The sequence below is a fragment of the Methyloligella solikamskensis genome (genome assembly GCF_042676065.1).
In the GTDB taxonomy this organism is placed as follows: Bacteria; Pseudomonadota; Alphaproteobacteria; order Rhizobiales; family Methyloligellaceae; genus Methyloligella; species Methyloligella solikamskensis.
Window position 1 is genome coordinate 1257579 of the sequence record NZ_JBHTJO010000001.1, and the last position, 15876, is coordinate 1273454.

The following is a 15876-nucleotide window of genomic DNA, read 5'->3' on the forward strand; positions in this document are numbered from 1 at the left end:
CAGCATTTGTTTTCTGCCAGCCTATACCTCGTTTGGGGTGCGGCGAGATGCGCCAATTTGACCGTTTCGTGAAGGTGGACAACGGCAAGGGAGCGATGCAAGAAACAGGGCGAGATGAGACGCCCCAGCGGCTGACGCACGGGGTGACGGGATGCTCGGTGCACAGGGCTTAAGCGGTTAATGCCTTATTCCGCGCCGCTCCCGGGACTGAATTGGGGAGCTTACGTGACGGATCGCGAGCGATACGAGTGTCGGAGCCTCACGGGCTCGGCAATCGATTCTTGCTATGCCCGCGATTGCCGGTCTCGCGTCGGTTCCTCGATGTTTTGCGGGGCCGAACCGCTTTTTCCTGCCCGCATGACCAAAGCTCACGCTATCCTGCCAAACTTCATCGGGGCTTGTTCCTAAGGCGCCATGTCAGATTCGATCACCGACGATAACGACGACGACGTTTCCCGCCGCGACGTGATCCTCATCACCGCGGGCTCATTTGCGGCCGTGGGCGGCGCAGCAGCGCTGTGGCCGCTGGTCGACCAGATGAACCCGGATGCCTCGGCGGAAGCGCTCGCCAGCATCGAGGTCGATCTCGCGCCGGTCGAAGAGGGTCAGGCGATCACGGTGATGTGGCGCGGCAAGCCGATCTTCATCCGTCACCGGACGGAGAAGGAGATCGAGGAGGCCAAAGAGGTGCCGCTCAGCGAGCTTCCGGATCCGGAGGCGCGTAACCCCAACATCGACGAGGGTGCGCCGGCCACGGACGCCAACCGTACGGCGGAGGGCAAGGAGCCCTGGCTGATCATGATCGGGATCTGCACCCATCTGGGCTGCATCCCCAAGGGCCAGGCGCCCGGCGACAACAAGGGCGAGTATGGCGGGTGGTTCTGCCCCTGCCACGGCTCGCAATACGATACGGCGGGACGGATCCGCAAAGGCCCTGCGCCTGAGAATCTTTGGATCCCGCCCTACGAGTTCACCTCCGACACCAATATCAAAATAGGCTAGCCGTGGGCGATATGGGGCACGCTTCGACATACGAGCCGAAGACGAAGGTTGGCGCTTGGTTCGACGAGCGCCTGCCGGTCGCGCGGATGATGCACGGCCAGTTCGTCGACTATCCGACACCGCGTAATCTGAACTACTGGTGGACTTTCGGCGGCATCCTGGTCGTCTGCCTGGCGATCCAGATCGTCACCGGCATCGTGCTGGCGATGCACTACGTCGCTTCGCCGACCGAGGCGTTCAACAGCGTCGAGTTCATCATGCGCGACGTGAACTGGGGCTGGTTCCTCCGCTACACCCATGCGGTCGGCGCCTCCATGTTCTTCGTCGCCGTCTATATCCATACCTTCCGCGGTCTCTATTACGGCTCCTACAAGAGCCCCCGCGAAGTGCTCTGGATGCTGGGCGTGCTGATCCTGCTTCTGATGATCGCCACGGCCTTCATGGGCTATTCGCTACCCTGGGGTCAGATGAGCTTCTGGGCGGTGACCGTGATCACCAACCTGTTCTCGTCCATCGACATGGTGGTGCCGGGGCTCGGTACGTCGCTGGTGCAGTGGATCTGGGGCGGCTACTCGGTCGGCGGCCCGACGCTCACGCGTCTGTTCGCGCTGCACTATCTTCTGCCCTTCGTCATCGCCGGCGTGGTGATGCTGCATATCTGGGCGCTGCACATGCCGGGGAACAACAACCCGACCGGTATCGACGTGAAGACCCGCGGCGACACGGTGCCGTTCCATCCCTACTACACGATCAAGGATGGGTTCGCGCTGGTGGTCTTCTTGCTGGTGTTCTTCACCCTGGTCTTCTATGCGCCGAACTGGCTGGGACACCCGGATAACTACATCCCGGCCGACCCGCTGCAGACCCCGCCGCATATCGTGCCCGAATGGTACTTCCTGCCGTTCTACGCTATCCTGCGCGCCATCCCGAACAAGCTACTCGGCGTGATCGCCCTGTTCGGCGCCATCGCCATCCTGTTCTTCGTGCCGTGGCTGGACCGTTCCAAGGTGCGCTCGACGAGCTATCGCCCGGTCTATCGCTGGTTCTTCTGGCTGTTCGTGCTCGACTGTCTGATGCTGGGCTATCTCGGCGCGCAGATGCCCGAAGGCATCTATCTGATCCTGTCGCAGCTCGGCACCGTCTACTATTTCGGCTTCTTCCTGGTGATCATGCCGCTGCTCGGCATCTTCGAGACGCCGCGTCCGCGGCCCGGAAGCATCACTGAATCCGTGCTCGGCCGAAAATCGCCGCCCGATCGGACCGCAAGTCCTGGAGCCCGTCCGGAGGTGGTCAAATGAGGCGCGTGATGGAGAACGATAAGCGCATCTGGCGGGCGGTTTCGCTCGGTGCGATCGCCGGTGTTGCGGGGCTCATGGCGCTCGGCGCTGCCGTTGCGCCCAGCCTGGCGGCCGAAGAGGAGGTGGAGCTGAAGCATGTCGATTGGTCGTTCTCCGGCCCGTTCGGCATGTACAACCAGCCGCAGCTTCAGCGGGGCTATCAGGTCTACAAGACGGTCTGCGCCAACTGCCATTCCATGGATCTCGTCTCGTTCCGCAATCTGGGCGAGCCTGGCGGTCCCGAGTTTTCCGAAGCGGCCGTCAAGGCGCTGGCTGAAAGCGCTCAGGTCACCGATGGGCCGAACGACAAGGGCGAGATGTTCAAGCGCGAGGGGCGTCCCTCGGACCGGTTCCCGGCGCCGTTCGCAAACGAGGAAGCGGCCCGCGCGGCCAATGGCGGCGCCTACCCGCCGGACCTCTCGGTGATGGCCAAGGCGCGCGAAGGCGGGGCCGATTATCTCTATTCGCTGCTGACCGGCTATGGCGAGAAGCCGGAGGACATGGAGATGTCCACTGGCATGCACTACAACACGGCCTTCCCGGGCCATCAGATCGCCATGCCGCCGCCGCTGGCCGACGGGGTCATTCCCTATACGGACGATACCGAGCAGACGGTCGACAACTACGCCAAGGACGTGTCTGCCTTCCTGATGTGGGCAGCGGAACCGAAGCTTGAGCAGAGGCACCTGCTCGGCCACCGGGTGATCATCTTCCTGTTCGTCTTCGCCATCATCATGTTCCTGGCGAAGAAGGCGGTCTGGAAGCGTGTGAACAAGGACCACCCGCCGACCGAGGCTTAGGGCCGGCTTCTCCAGAGCCACATTTTTGCGCCGTCATGCTGAGGTGACCGCGCAAGCTTGCCTCGAAGCATGCCGGCGCCACGCCTCCTTCGAGGCACGCCTTCGGCGTGCGCCTCAGGATGACGTGGCTCGGTGTTTTTGCGCGTTGGCGCCCGCTGTCCTTTCCATCCTCTCGCCAGCCAGTCCAAGCCTCGCTAGTGTACCTCCAACAAGGACACGAAGCGGCAGGGACCATTCATGACAAAAGCGGTGCTGGGGATTATCGGCGGGTCGGGGATCTACGACCTGCCGGGGCTGGAGAATGTGCGCGAGGAGCGGATCGAAAGCCCGTGGGGCGAGCCGTCCGCCGCGCTCCGGATCGGCGATATCGCAGGGCTGCCGATCGTGTTCCTCTCCCGCCACGACAAGGGGCACCGCCTGTCGCCGTCGGACATCAACTATCGCGCCAATATCGATTGTCTCAAGCGGGCAGGGGTGACGGACCTCATCTCGCTTTCGGCCTGTGGCTCCTACAAGGAGGAGCTGCCGCCCGGCACCTTCGTGCTCGTCGACCAGTTCGTCGACCGGACCTACAACCGGCCGTCGTCCTTCTTCGGCAAGGGTTGCGTGGCCCATGTCTCCATGGCCCATCCGGTCAGCCCGCGCCTGCGCATCCATCTGGCGGAAGCCGCGCGCGCCGAGGACATCGAGGTGGTGCGCGACGGCACCTATGTCTGCATGGAGGGGCCGCAATTCTCCACGCTCGCCGAAAGCCTGACCTACAAAGAGCTCGGCTATTCGGTGATTGGCATGACCAATATGCCCGAGGCCAAGCTCGCCCGGGAAGCGGAGATCTGCTACGCGACCGTCGCCATGGTAACGGATTTCGATTGCTGGCATCCGGACCACGATGCGGTCACGGTGCAGGACATCATCAAGGTGCTGACGGAGAACGCGGAGAACGCCGCGCGGCTGGTGAGCCGGCTGGCAAAGGATTTTCCGCGGGAGCACGAGGAATGTCCCATCGGCTCGGACAGGGCGCTGGATACGGCGATCATCACTGCGCCGGAAGCCCGCGATCCTGAGCTTCTGAAGAAGCTCGATGCGGTCGCCGGGCGCGTGCTCAATCAGACCGGATAGGCTTTCGTGTCGATCAAGAGCCGCGATCCGCAATTGACGGATGGGCTCGCGACGCTTTTCCTAGGACAACCAACGCTTGTTACTTCGCCCGCCTGAGTGAGGAGAGAACGCTCCGTGTCCATCGCTGCCGACGTTGATGTCGATCTGAAGAGCCTCGTCCGGACCATTCCGGATTATCCCAAGCCCGGCATCATGTTCCGGGACATCACCACCCTGATCGGCGATGCGGCGGGCTTGCGCAGCGCCGTGGAGCGCCTCGTGGAGCCTTATCGCGACGCCAATATCCAGGCTGTGGCGGGGATCGAGGCGCGCGGCTTCATCTTGGGTGGTGCGGTGGCGGAGAAGCTCAATTGCGGCTTCATCCCGATCCGCAAGAAGGGGAAGCTGCCCTATACGGCGATCGGTCAGGATTACGAGCTGGAATACGGAATCGACGTCATCGAGATCCATCAAGATGCGATCGCCGCCGGCGAACGCGTGCTGCTGATCGACGATCTGATCGCCACGGGCGGAACGGCGGAAGCGGCCGCCAAGTTGCTCCGGAAGCTGGATGCCAATCTGGTCGGGGCGGCCTTCGTGATCGACCTGCCGGATCTCGGCGGTTGCGCGCGCCTCGCCAGCCTGGGCGTCAAATGCCATACGCTGATCGGGTTCGAAGGAGACTGAGCGATGAATATCGACGGGAAGCCCTATCGCACCATCTGGCTCAATGACGACGGCTGGTCGGTCTCCATCATCGATCAGACCAAGCTGCCCTTCGCCTTCGAGATCGTGGAGCTGAAGAGCCTCGAAGATGCGGCGCGGGCCATCAAGACCATGCAGGTGCGTGGCGCGCCCCTGATCGGCGCGACGGCGGCCTATGGGCTGGCGCTGGGCTTGCGGGAGGACCCGTCGGACAACTGGCTGGACGACGCAGCCGAGATCCTCAACGCGACCAGGCCCACGGCGGTGAACCTGAAATGGGCGCTGGATCAGATGAAGGATGCGGTGCGCAACCAGCCGCGAGACAGCCGCGTCGAGGCGGCCTACGCCAAGGCCAAGGAAATCTGCGACGAGGATGTGGAGACCTGCCGGAAGATCGGTGAGCACGGGCTAGGGCTTATCAGGGCCCATGCGGCGCGCAAAAAGGGCGAGCCGGTGGAGATCCTGACCCATTGCAATGCGGGCTGGCTCGCCACCGTCGATTGGGGCACGGCGCTGGCACCGGTCTACATGGCCCATGACGAGGGCATCCCAGTCCATGTCTGGGTGGACGAGACGCGGCCGCGCAATCAGGGCGCCTATCTTACCGCCTACGAGCTTGGGGCACATGGTGTGCCCCATACCCTGATCGCGGACAATGTCGGCGGTCATCTGATGCAGCGCGGGAAGATCGATCTGTGCATCGTCGGCACGGACCGGACCACGGCGGGCGGCGACGTGGCCAACAAGATCGGCACCTATCTCAAGGCGCTGGCGGCGACGGACAACGACGTGCCGTTCTTCGTGGCTCTGCCGAGCTCGACCATCGACTGGGAGCTTCAGAGCGGGGCCGACATTCCCATCGAGGAGCGCGGCGGTGAGGAGGTGAAGTTCGTCACCGGGAAGCTGCCGGACGGAACGGTCGCCACCGTGGAGATCGCGCCCGAAGGAACCGAGGCTGCGAATTTCGCCTTCGACGTGACGCCACGGAAGATGGTCACAGGCTTCATCACGGACCGGGGCGTGGCGCCGGCCACGCCGGACGGGCTGATCCGGCTTTATCCCGAGCGCATGAAGAAGGACGCCGCGTAGCCGCGGGAGGAGCCTATGCCCGGCGAAGGGATGGAACGGCCGGAGCTTCTGGAAGCCGCAATCAATTTCGGTATCGCGATCCTGCTGGGTGCGCTGGTCGGGCTAGAGCGCGAGAAGCGCAAGGGCGCGGCCGACGAAGACACCGACCTGATCGCAGGGCTTCGCACCTTCACCCTGTTCTCCATGCTGGGGGCGGCGGCTGGCTGGCTGGCGGTGGAGCGCGACATGCCGTTCCTGCTGCCGGCGGGGCTGCTGCTGGTGGGCGCGTTCGTGCTGGTCGGCTACTACGTCACCGCGAAGGCTTCCGATGATACGGGCCTGACCACCGAGATCGCCACGCTCATCGTCTTCATGCTGGGCGCCATGGTGATGCTCGGCTACCGGGAACTCGCCATTGCGCTCGGCATCGTCACGGCGACGGTGCTCGCCTATAAACGGCCGCTGCACGGCTTCGTGGCAAAGCTCGGCTGGGACGATGTGTTCGCCGGCCTGCGGCTCTTGATTGCCACCTTCATCGCGCTGCCGCTTCTCCCCAACCGTACGGTCGATCCGTGGGGCGCGCTCAACCCCTACATGCTCTGGCTGCTGGTGATCCTGATCGCAGGGCTTTCGCTGGTGGGCTATGTGGCCACCCGGCTGCTGGGGGCAGGCCGGGGCATTCCGCTCACCGGCATCACCGGCGGTCTGGTCTCGTCTACCGCCGTCACCTTCTCCTTCGCCAAGGAAGGGGTTGAGTATCCGAAGCTGACGACGCTGCTCGCCTGCGGAATCCTGCTCTCCTGGGTGGTCATGTTCGGCCGCATCCTGGTGGAGATCGCGGTGGTCAACCGAGACCTCCTCGTGCCGCTGCTGCCGCCCATTGTGGCCATGGGAATCGCGGCGGCCGGATTCGCCGGATACTTCTATTGGCAGACCCAAGGGGGGAAGAAAGACGAGCGCGCAGCGCGAGACGTCGAGCTGGAGAACCCATTTAGTCTCTGGTCGGCGGCTAAGTTCGCGATGATCTTCGCCGTGGTGCTGCTGGCGGTGAAGATCGTGCAGCAGGAGTTTCCGCAGCAGGGGATCTATGCGGTGGCTGCGCTGGCAGGTCTCACCAATGTGGATGCCATTACCCTGTCCATGGCCGAGTACGCCAAGAGCGACGGCGCCATACGTACGGCCGTGATCGCCATCGTGATCGGCGCGCTGAGCAATACCTTCGTGAAGGCGGCGCTCGTGGTCGGGATCGCGGGTTTCGGCCTTGGCCGGCCGATCCTCATCGCGGCCGGTACGCTCACGGTGATCGGCCTCGGGGTGGCGTTCTTCGCGCCGGTCTAGGTGGTCTCGCGAGGGGCTTTCTAGCGCTTCAGGAGCCAGGCGCCGAGAATGCTGAAGAAGAGGATCACCAGAAAGACCATGAGGATCACGACGCCGATGGCGCCGAGGATGCCTTTGATCGTCCCCCAGAATCCGAATGTCGCAACCATGATTGCGAGAAGAAGAATCAGAATGATCGGCATGGTTCGTCGCCTTTGTTGCCTTCAGATGCCCCGCTTCAAACGAGTCGGAGCCTAGCTTGGTTGCAGGCAATTTGGAATGGCCGGATGGTGGTGTTCTCCCAACTCGCCGGCTCCGGCTGGCGCTTGCCGCCTAAGGGGAACTCTGCAAGAAATCGCGCTATGGAAAGCCAGTGGAACGACAGCGACGCGCAAGAGGTGGTCAACGCCTATGGGCGCGAGGGTGTGGGCGAGGACATCGCGCTCAGGGTCTATACGACGAGGCTTCTGGGCCGGGACCCGGAGCTTGTGCTGCATGGCGGCGGCAACACCTCGGTGAAGACGCGCGCCACGGACGATCTCGGCCAGGAGCATGAGGTTCTCTGCGTGAAAGGGTCCGGCGCCGATATGGCGGATATCGAGCCCTGGGGCCTGCCGGCGGTGAAGCTTGAGCCCTTGCGCCAGATGCGGGCGCGGGGGTCGCTCTCCGACGAGGCCATGGTCAACGTCCAGCGCCTCAATCTCTTGAATGCGTCTGCGCCGAACCCGTCGGTCGAGACGCTGCTGCATGCCTTCCTGCCCCACAAATTCGTCGACCACACTCATTCGGCGGCCGTGCTCGCCATCGTCGATCAGCCGGACGGCGAAGCTCTCGCGGAAGAGATCTATGACGGGCGGATGGGGATCGTTCCTTACATCGCGCCGGGGTTCGGGCTCGCCAAGGCGGCGGCGGATGTGTTCGACGCAAAGCCCGACGTGGAAGGGCTCATCCTGCACAAGCACGGCATCTTTACCTTCGGCGAGACGGCCCAAGAGGCCTACGAGCGGATGATCGAGATGGTCAGTCTGGCCGAGAGCCGGCTGCGCCAGGGCCGCCCGACGGTGTTCCAGCCCCGTGCGTTGCCGGAGCGGTTGGCGGAGGCATCCGACATCGCGCCGGTCCTGCGGGGCGCTTGCGCGATCAAAGGCGGACGCGGCGAAGAGCCCAAGCGCTTCATCCTCGAATTCCGGACCAGCGACGAGATCCTCGACTACGTGAACGGCGAGGAGCTGTCCTCCTACAGCCAGCGCGGGGTGGTGACGCCGGACCACATCATCCGCACCAAGAACACGCCGCTGATCGTGCCCGCACCCGAGGCGGGCGATCTCGACGGTTTCGCCGAGAAGGTGGACGCGGCGGTGGCCGAATTTGCAAAGGCCTATGACGCTTATTTCGAGCGCGAGAATGCGCGGGTCGGCCATACCAAGACGAAGCTCGATTCCAGTCCCCGGGTGATCCTCGTGCCGGGGCTCGGCCTGTTCGGCGTCGGCGCCACGGCGAAGGCGGCAGGCCAGGCGGCGGATCTGGCCCAGAACAGCGTTCATGTGATCACCCGCGCAGAGGCAATCGGCCGCTACGAGCCGCTGCCGGAGAGCGATCTCTTCGAGCTGGAATATTGGAGCCTGGAGCAGGCCAAGCTGAAGGGTCAGGTAGCCAAGCCGCTCACGGGGCAGATCGCCGTGGTGACTGGCGGGGCCGGGGCCATCGGCAAGGCGACCGCCAAGGCGCTTGCCGGGGACGGCGCGGCTGTTGCCGTGCTGGATCGCGACGCCGAGGCCGCAGAAGCGGTCGCGCGGGAGATCGGCGGGTTCGGCGTCGGCTGCGACGTTACGAGCGCTGAAGACGTCAAAGCTGCATTTGCGAAAGTCTGCGAGCGGTTCGGCGGCGTCGATATCCTGCTCTCCAATGCAGGCGCTGCCTGGCAGGGGCGGATCGGCGAGGTCTCCGAGGAGACTTTGCGGGAGAGCTTCGAGCTGAATTTCTTTGCTCATCAGCGTGTGGCGCAGGCGGCGGTCGCCATCATGGCCAAGCAGAAGACGGGCGGCACGCTGCTCTTCAACATCTCCAAGCAGGCTGTGAATCCGGGGCCGAATTTTGGACCTTACGGTCTGCCGAAGGCCGCCACCATGATGCTGATGCGCCAATACGCGGTCGATTACGGCGCAGACGGTATCCGCTCCAACGGGGTGAATGCCGACCGGATCCGCAGCGGGCTTCTCACCGACGAAATGATCGCCACGCGGTCCAAGGCGCGGGGGCTCTCGGAAGCCGATTATATGGGCGGGAACCTGCTGGGCTCCGAAGTGCTTGCCGACGATGTCGCGCAAGCCTTCCTGACTCTCGCCAAGGCGCGCTCCACCACCGGCCATATCGAGGTTGTCGACGGCGGCAATATCGCGGCCGCCTTGCGGTAGGACCTCGCGCGGCGATGGGTCCCGCCGCTCCTTCAACGGAGTCTTAACTACAATCGGCGATGCTCACCTGACGGGGGTTCAGGCGAGGGCCGTTCCGGCTGCCCAAGGGGCGGTTGGATCAGCCCATTTCGCGTGCGCCCTTCTGCTGGAACACCGGATGGGTGTATTTTCGATGACGGTTCGTCTGCTGCTAACTCTCACCGTAATGCTCGCAGCTTTGGGCGGCGCGGTTCTCAGTTCCTTCTTCCAAACTCTTTTTCCAGGAATGCCCAGTGCAGGCCTGATCGGGGCCGCTGTGGCTGGCGTGATCGGCGCCGGCTCGGGCTACATGATCGGCTTGTCCCTGGTGCGGAGAATGCGTGACCTGGAAGCTGTGATCGGCCGCTTTACGAGATGGGACATGGAAGGACGGGTGCCGCACACGGAGCGCCGCGATGCGATTGGCGACCTTGCCCGCAAGCTATCGGACTTCCAGAACGATGCGACGGCGTGGAGCGAGCGGCACCAGCACGAGCTCGATTCTCAGTGGGAGGGGCGGCTGTCGTCCCAGCGCCGGACCGAGCAGCTGATCGATGAGTTCCGCGGGTCTATCGCCGGCATTCTCGGTGTGTTCGCCGACAGCGCCCACAAGATGGATGAGACCGCCCATAGCCTCGCCAATCTCGCCTCGGGCAGCAACGAGCGGGTCTCGGCCGTGGCGTCGGCATCGAGCGAGGCGTCCTCGAACGTGCAAACCGTGGCGGCCACCACGGAAGAACTGGCCGTATCTGTGGGAGAGATCGGCACGCGGGTCTCGACTGCGAGCAAGATCGTCAGCGAAGTGACCGGCAATGCGAAGGCCGCCAACGAGAAGGTGGCGGGGCTCGCCACGGCGGCGACGCGCATCGGCGACGTGGTCAATCTGATCCAGGACGTGGCAGCTCAGACCAACCTGCTTGCGCTCAACGCGACGATCGAGGCGGCGCGGGCCGGAGAGGCCGGGCGCGGCTTTGCGGTCGTGGCGAACGAGGTGAAGACCCTGGCCGATCAGACGGCCAAGGCGACAGAGGACATCCGCCAGCAGATCGGCGCGATCCAGCTTTCCACCCAGGCGGCGGTGGAATCCATGGAAGGCATCGTCGTCTCCATGAGCGAGGTGAACAGCCACACCCAGGAGATCGCCTCTGCCGTGCACCAGCAATCGGCGGCGACGTCGGAGATTTCCCACAGCGTGCGCGAAGCGGCCCGGGGCACTGAAGAGGTGGCCGGTCACATGCCGAACGTGACCCATGCGGTGGACGAGACGAGCGAATCCGCATCGCGGGTGCTGCAGGTCTCGCAAGATCTCAACCGCCAGGCGGATGTTCTGCGGGAGACCGTGGAGACCTTCCTGCGCCAGGTGGCCCAGGGCGAAGAACCTGTGAAGCGGGCCAGCTAGGGACTTGGAATCTGGAGTCTTTCGCCGATCCTAATTGGCGAAGCGGAAGTGCAGCACGTCGCCGTCCTGGACGACGTATTCCTTGCCTTCCAGCCGAAGCTTGCCGGCATCCTTGGCGCCGTTCTCGCCGCCCAGCCCCACGAAATCCTCGTAGCCGACGGTCTCGGCGCGGATGAAGCCCTTCTCGAAATCCGTGTGGATGACGCCTGCGGCCTGAGGCGCGCGGGTGCCCTTGGGAATCGTCCAGGCGCGAGCTTCCTTCGGCCCGGCTGTGAAGTAGGTGATGAGGCCTAGAAGGTCGTAGCCTTCCCGGATCAGCCGGTTGAGGCCGGGCTCCTCGAGTCCCAGCTCGGCGAGATAGGCGCGGCGCTCCTCCGCATCGAGCTCGGCGAGCTCGGATTCGATCTTGGCGGAGATCACCACGACGCCGGCGCCTTCCTTGGCCGCACGCTCCTCCACCTGCTTGGAGTAGGCGTTGCCGGTGCTGGCTGAGCCTTCCTCGACATTGCAGACATAGAGCACCGGCTTGGCGGTGAGCAGGTTCAGGGCCTTGAAGGCAGTGGCCTCTTCTTCGGAGACTTCGGCGAGACGGGCGGGCTTGCCTTCGCGCAGCAGCGCCAGCGCACGTTCCACCAGCTCCAGGCTCTTCTTGGCCTCCTTGTCCTGGCCGCGGATCTTCTTCTCCAGATTGGGAATGCGGCCTTCGAGGCTTTCGAGGTCGGCGAGCATCAGCTCGGTCTCGACGGTCTCCGCATCGGCCAGCGGGTCGACCTTGCCCTCGACATGGACGACGTCGTCATCTTCGAAGCAGCGCAGCACATAGGCGACGGCGTCCACCTCGCGGATATGGGCGAGGAACTGGTTGCCGAGACCTTCGCCCTTGGAGGCGCCTTTCACCAGGCCGGCGATGTCCACGAAGGTGAGGCGGGTGGCGATGGTGTTGGCGGAGTTCGAGATGGTCGCCAGCTTCTCCAGACGCGGATCGGGGACCGGCACCTCGCCCACATTGGGCTCGATGGTGCAGAACGGATAGTTCGCGGCGGCCGCGGACGCCGTCTCGGTCAGCGCGTTGAAGAGGGTCGATTTGCCGACATTGGGCAAGCCGACGATGCCGCATTTGAATCCCATGAATATCCTCGTGACGGCTCCCGGCTTCGGCCGGAAGCTGAAAAACAGTGTGGTCAGTCTTTGTCGAGCCAGGCTTTGAGCTTGGCGCCCAGAGAGGTCTCGGGCTTTTCGTCTGCCTTTGGCGCGGCCGGTTTCGACGCAGCCGGCTTGGCGGGCTTTTCCGGCGCGGGCGCCGCCTTCGGCTCGGCAGGCTCCGCATCGCTCTTCCAATGGGCGACCGCGGTCTGGAATTTGTCGTAGGCCCCTTCAGCGAGGAAAGGCGCTGCGTTGGCGATGGCTGCCAGCTCGTCTTCCAGCCAGGCGTGATCGGCCTTGGCGAAATCCCCCATCACATGGGCGTGGACCCGCTCCTTGGAGCCGGGATGGCCGATGCCAATGCGCACGCGGACATAGTCATTGCCTATATGGGAGGTGATGGATTTCAGCCCATTATGGCCGGCCACGCCGCCGCCCGTCTTCACCCGCACCTTTTCGGGCGCGAGATCGAGCTCGTCGTGGAAGACGATGACGTCGGAGACCGGGATCTTGAAGAAGCGGACCGCTTCGCCAACGGCGCGGCCCGATTCATTCATGTACGTTTCGGGCTTCAGCAGAAGCGTCTTCTCGCCGCCCAGCTGGCCTTCGGCCGTGAAGCCCTGAAAGCGCTTCCGCCAGGCGGCGAAGTTCTCCGACGCATGGATCACGTCGACAGCCATGAAGCCGACATTGTGCCGGTTGAAGGCGTATTGCGCCCCTGGATTGCCAAGACCGACGAGAAGCTTCATGAGGCACCCGAACGCGGTTTGGCGCCGCGGTGGTTCCGCAGACGCTACTCTTTAGACTCGTCCTCGCCTTCGCCCTCGGCGCCTTCTTCACCCTCAGCGCCTTCGCCTTCCTCGCCCTCTTCGGCTTCGGCAGCCTCGGCCTCAGCGGCCTCCGCCTCCTCAGCCTCTTCGGCCTTCTCGGCGCTGCTGGCGACGATGGTGGCAACCGTGAAGTCGCGGTCGTCGATGGTGGGCGTCACGCCCTTCGGCATGGAGATGGCGGAGACGTGGATGGTGTCGCCGATATCGAGACCGGTCAGGTCGATCTCGAAAGCTTCCGGGATATTATCGACGGGGCAGAGCACCTCGATCTCGTGACGGACGATGTTAAGCACGCCGCCGCGCTTCAGTCCGGGCGAATCCTCTTCGTTCAGGAAGTGCACGGGCACGTCAAGATTGATGGTCGCGTGGGCGGAAACGCGCAGGAAGTCCACGTGAAGCGGCAGATCCTTGACCGGATCGCGCTGCACGTCGCGCGGGATCACCCGGGTCTTCTTGCCATCGACATCGAGCATGTAGACGGTGCTCTGGAAGTGGCCCGTGTTGAGCTGCTTGATCAGCTCGGCGTGATCGACCGCTACGGAGACCGGATTGCCCTTGTCGCCATAGACGATGGCCGGCACGCGCCCATCGCGGCGGACGGCGCGCGCGCCGCCGGTGCCAATCCGTTCGCGCGCCCAGGCTTTGAGTTCATGTGCCTCAGCCATAATTCCTCCAAATCGGATAGAAGGGCCGATGGCGGCCCAAACCAGTTATGCGCGGCGCCCGTGTCGGGGGCCGCGAGAATTCGGGGCGCTTATACCCTTAGAGGGCGCGGCTGACAATGCGCGATTGGTGCATTTCCTGCTCTAGCCGCAACGGGCCTAGCGGCGCACGTAAATGAGAAGCGTCACCGGCGCGAGCAGCAGGGTCAGCAGCGCAGGAAGCAGCAGGGCAAGGCCGATCTCCGTGGCGGTCGCTCCGCCGCCCATCAGCCCGCGCATGGCCGTCGCCATCCAGCTGAACGGATTCACGGCCACGAAGTCACGCAGCCAGCCAGGCATGGTTTCCGGATCGACCAGGATGTTCGAGGCGAAGACCACTGGAAACAGCACCCCGAAACCGAGGGTCATGACGGTCGTCGGGGTCCGGATGAGCAGGCCAAGCACGATGAAGACCCATCCGATGCCAAAGCCTATGGCCACAAGCAGAGCAAAGGCCGCAACGACGCCGAGCACGCCCGCCTCCGGCCGGTAGCCGATGGCGAGGCCAATCGCGAGGATGATGCTCGCCGCGATAAGATGACGGAGCACGTCGCCGACCATCAGCCCCGCAAATGGCGCGAGCGGCCAGATCGGCAGCGAGCGGAAACGGTCGAACAGGCCCTTGGTGAAGTCCGTTGACAGTCCCATGCCCGAATAGACCGCATTAAAAGCTACGGTTTCCACCAGAATGCCTGGGAGCAGATATTGCAGGTAGTCTGCGGGCGACCCCGCCAAGGCACCTCCGAACACGAAGGTGAAGAGCAGGGTGAACATGATCGGGGTGACGACCAGGTCGAAGAGCTGCTCCGGCAGGTGTTTGAACTTCAGGACCGCACGCCAGCCGAAAGCCAGTGCGCTCTGAAAGGGAGAGGCGGGGGCGGGCCTGGCGACGCCGGTAATGGCGGATAGGGAGCGGTCGGTCATGATTCATGTTCCTCCGCGGGCACCGTCGTCTCCTCGTTGACGGCGGCGTGTCCGGTGAGGGCGAAGAACACCGTATCGAGGCTCGGCTGGCCCAAAGAGAAGTCTGAGATTTCGATTCCGGCCGCGATCAGAGCAGAAACCGCCCTGTTGGCCGCCGCGGCGTCACCAGCGATGACGGTGAGATCGCCGCCTTCAGGGCTGCGCTGCACCGGGTGGCTGAGCTGCGCGGAAAGGATCTTCGAGGCCTGGTCGATCTTTTGAGGATCGGTAAGGCTGACGTGAAGCATGCCGGTGCCGATCTGCGCCTTCAGCTCCCGGTTTGTGCCCTCGGCAATCTTTCGGCCGTGGTCGATGACGGCGATCCGGGCCGCCAGCTGATCGGCTTCTTCCATGTACTGGGTGGAGAGCAGAATGGTGACGCCGGAGGCGGCGAGCGCCCTGATCATGCGCCAGACGTCCTGCCGCGCCTTCGGATCGAGACCAGTCGTGGGCTCGTCTAGGAAGAGCACGCTCGGGGTGACGACCAGGGAGGCAGCGATATCGAGCCGCCGCCGCATGCCACCGGAATAGTCCTTCACCTGCTTGTTGGCGGCGTCGGCGAGATCGAATGCTACGAGCAAATCGTCGGCCCGCTTTCGCGCATCGGCGCCGCGAAATCCCCAGAGCCGGGCCAGAAGAATCAGGTTCTCGCGCCCCGTCAGATCCTCATCCAGCGACGCGAATTGTCCCGTCAGGGCGATCTCGGAGCGGACCTTCTGCGCTTCGGTGACGATGTCGAATCCCATGACCGCCGCGCTGCCTCCATCTGGCTTTGCGAGCGTCGCGAGCATGCGGATCAGCGTCGTCTTGCCGGCGCCGTTAGGGCCGAGGATGGCGAAGATGGAACCGCGCTGCACCTTGAGATCGATCCCATCGATGGCGCGGAGCTCGCCGTAGCTTTTGACCAGCCCTTTCGCCACGATGGCAGGTGCGGCCAGAGAAGCGGCGTCTTCCTGCGAAGGATTGCGTCCCGAATGTTGGTCCATCTGACGAAAACTCGAAGATCGATCGACGGATGTGTCCGTCACAGGGTGCGTGGCGACGATCGCGCCGGATTGCGCGCGCAGCCTATAGCAGATTT

Annotated in this window: 15 protein-coding genes; 9 read left to right on the forward strand and 6 right to left on the reverse strand. The window is 64.1% G+C overall.

What is annotated here, in order from left to right; translation table 11 throughout:
- Window positions 1–414 precede the first annotated feature (414 nt).
- The 7 genes from petA (at window position 415) to ACFQ2F_RS06105 (ending at window position 7348) form a co-directional block, all read left to right on the forward strand.
- A complete protein-coding gene (gene petA / locus ACFQ2F_RS06075; protein WP_379087217.1) occupies window positions 415–1002 on the forward strand; it encodes a ubiquinol-cytochrome c reductase iron-sulfur subunit in 588 nt (195 codons plus the stop codon).
- 11 nt (window positions 1003–1013) lie between these two features.
- Complete coding sequence (locus tag ACFQ2F_RS06080; RefSeq protein ID WP_379090606.1) at window positions 1014–2300, forward strand: cytochrome b; 1287 nt, start codon at window positions 1014–1016, stop codon at window positions 2298–2300.
- 8 nt (window positions 2301–2308) lie between these two features.
- Entirely contained in the window at window positions 2309–3139 is an 831-nt protein-coding gene (locus tag ACFQ2F_RS06085; RefSeq protein WP_379087220.1) for a cytochrome c1, read from the forward strand.
- A gap of 237 nt (window positions 3140–3376) precedes the next feature.
- Window positions 3377–4258, forward strand: a complete 882-nt coding sequence (locus ACFQ2F_RS06090; RefSeq protein WP_379087223.1) for an S-methyl-5'-thioadenosine phosphorylase — start codon at window positions 3377–3379, stop codon at window positions 4256–4258.
- Between the two features lie 120 nt (window positions 4259–4378).
- Window positions 4379–4924: an adenine phosphoribosyltransferase gene (locus tag ACFQ2F_RS06095; RefSeq protein ID WP_379090608.1), complete on the forward strand. Its 546-nt coding sequence runs from the start codon at window positions 4379–4381 to the stop codon at window positions 4922–4924.
- 3 nt (window positions 4925–4927) lie between these two features.
- A complete protein-coding gene (gene mtnA / locus ACFQ2F_RS06100) occupies window positions 4928–6031 on the forward strand; it encodes an S-methyl-5-thioribose-1-phosphate isomerase (protein WP_379087225.1) in 1104 nt (367 codons plus the stop codon).
- Between the two features lie 15 nt (window positions 6032–6046).
- Window positions 6047–7348 (forward strand): MgtC/SapB family protein, encoded by a 1302-nt coding sequence (locus tag ACFQ2F_RS06105; protein WP_379087228.1) that lies wholly within the window; start codon window positions 6047–6049, stop codon window positions 7346–7348.
- Between the two features lie 20 nt (window positions 7349–7368).
- Here the strand turns inward: ACFQ2F_RS06105 and ACFQ2F_RS06110 are convergent, their stop codons facing one another.
- A complete protein-coding gene (locus tag ACFQ2F_RS06110; RefSeq protein WP_379087231.1) occupies window positions 7369–7530 on the reverse strand; it encodes a hypothetical protein in 162 nt (53 codons plus the stop codon).
- A 159-nt stretch (window positions 7531–7689) separates the two neighbouring features.
- On the opposite strand from ACFQ2F_RS06110, the gene ACFQ2F_RS06115 reads away from it, so the two are divergent.
- Both ACFQ2F_RS06115 and ACFQ2F_RS06120 read left to right on the forward strand, forming a co-directional pair.
- A complete protein-coding gene (locus tag ACFQ2F_RS06115; RefSeq protein WP_379087234.1) occupies window positions 7690–9741 on the forward strand; it encodes a bifunctional aldolase/short-chain dehydrogenase in 2052 nt (683 codons plus the stop codon).
- A gap of 295 nt (window positions 9742–10036) precedes the next feature.
- Window positions 10037–11158: a methyl-accepting chemotaxis protein gene (locus tag ACFQ2F_RS06120; RefSeq protein WP_379087236.1), complete on the forward strand. Its 1122-nt coding sequence runs from the start codon at window positions 10037–10039 to the stop codon at window positions 11156–11158.
- A 30-nt stretch (window positions 11159–11188) separates the two neighbouring features.
- On the opposite strand, the gene ychF is transcribed toward ACFQ2F_RS06120, so the two are convergent.
- The 5 genes from ychF to ACFQ2F_RS06145 all read right to left on the reverse strand — a co-directional run bounded on the left by ychF (window position 11189) and on the right by ACFQ2F_RS06145 (window position 15781).
- Entirely contained in the window at window positions 11189–12286 is a 1098-nt protein-coding gene (ychF, locus tag ACFQ2F_RS06125; protein ID WP_379087239.1) for a redox-regulated ATPase YchF, read from the reverse strand.
- A 53-nt stretch (window positions 12287–12339) separates the two neighbouring features.
- On the reverse strand, window positions 12340–13050 hold the full coding sequence (pth, locus tag ACFQ2F_RS06130; RefSeq protein ID WP_379087242.1) for an aminoacyl-tRNA hydrolase: 711 nt from the start codon (window positions 13048–13050) through the stop codon (window positions 12340–12342).
- Between the two features lie 44 nt (window positions 13051–13094).
- A complete protein-coding gene (locus ACFQ2F_RS06135) occupies window positions 13095–13799 on the reverse strand; it encodes a 50S ribosomal protein L25/general stress protein Ctc (RefSeq protein ID WP_379090610.1) in 705 nt (234 codons plus the stop codon).
- Window positions 13800–13952: 153 nt separating this feature from the next.
- Window positions 13953–14756, reverse strand: coding sequence for an ABC transporter permease (locus ACFQ2F_RS06140; RefSeq protein ID WP_379087245.1), 804 nt, complete (start codon window positions 14754–14756; stop codon window positions 13953–13955).
- Complete coding sequence (locus ACFQ2F_RS06145; RefSeq protein WP_379087249.1) at window positions 14753–15781, reverse strand: ATP-binding cassette domain-containing protein; 1029 nt, start codon at window positions 15779–15781, stop codon at window positions 14753–14755. Before ACFQ2F_RS06145 ends, ACFQ2F_RS06140 begins: the two co-directional genes overlap by 4 nt.
- Window positions 15782–15876: the final 95 nt, after the last annotated feature.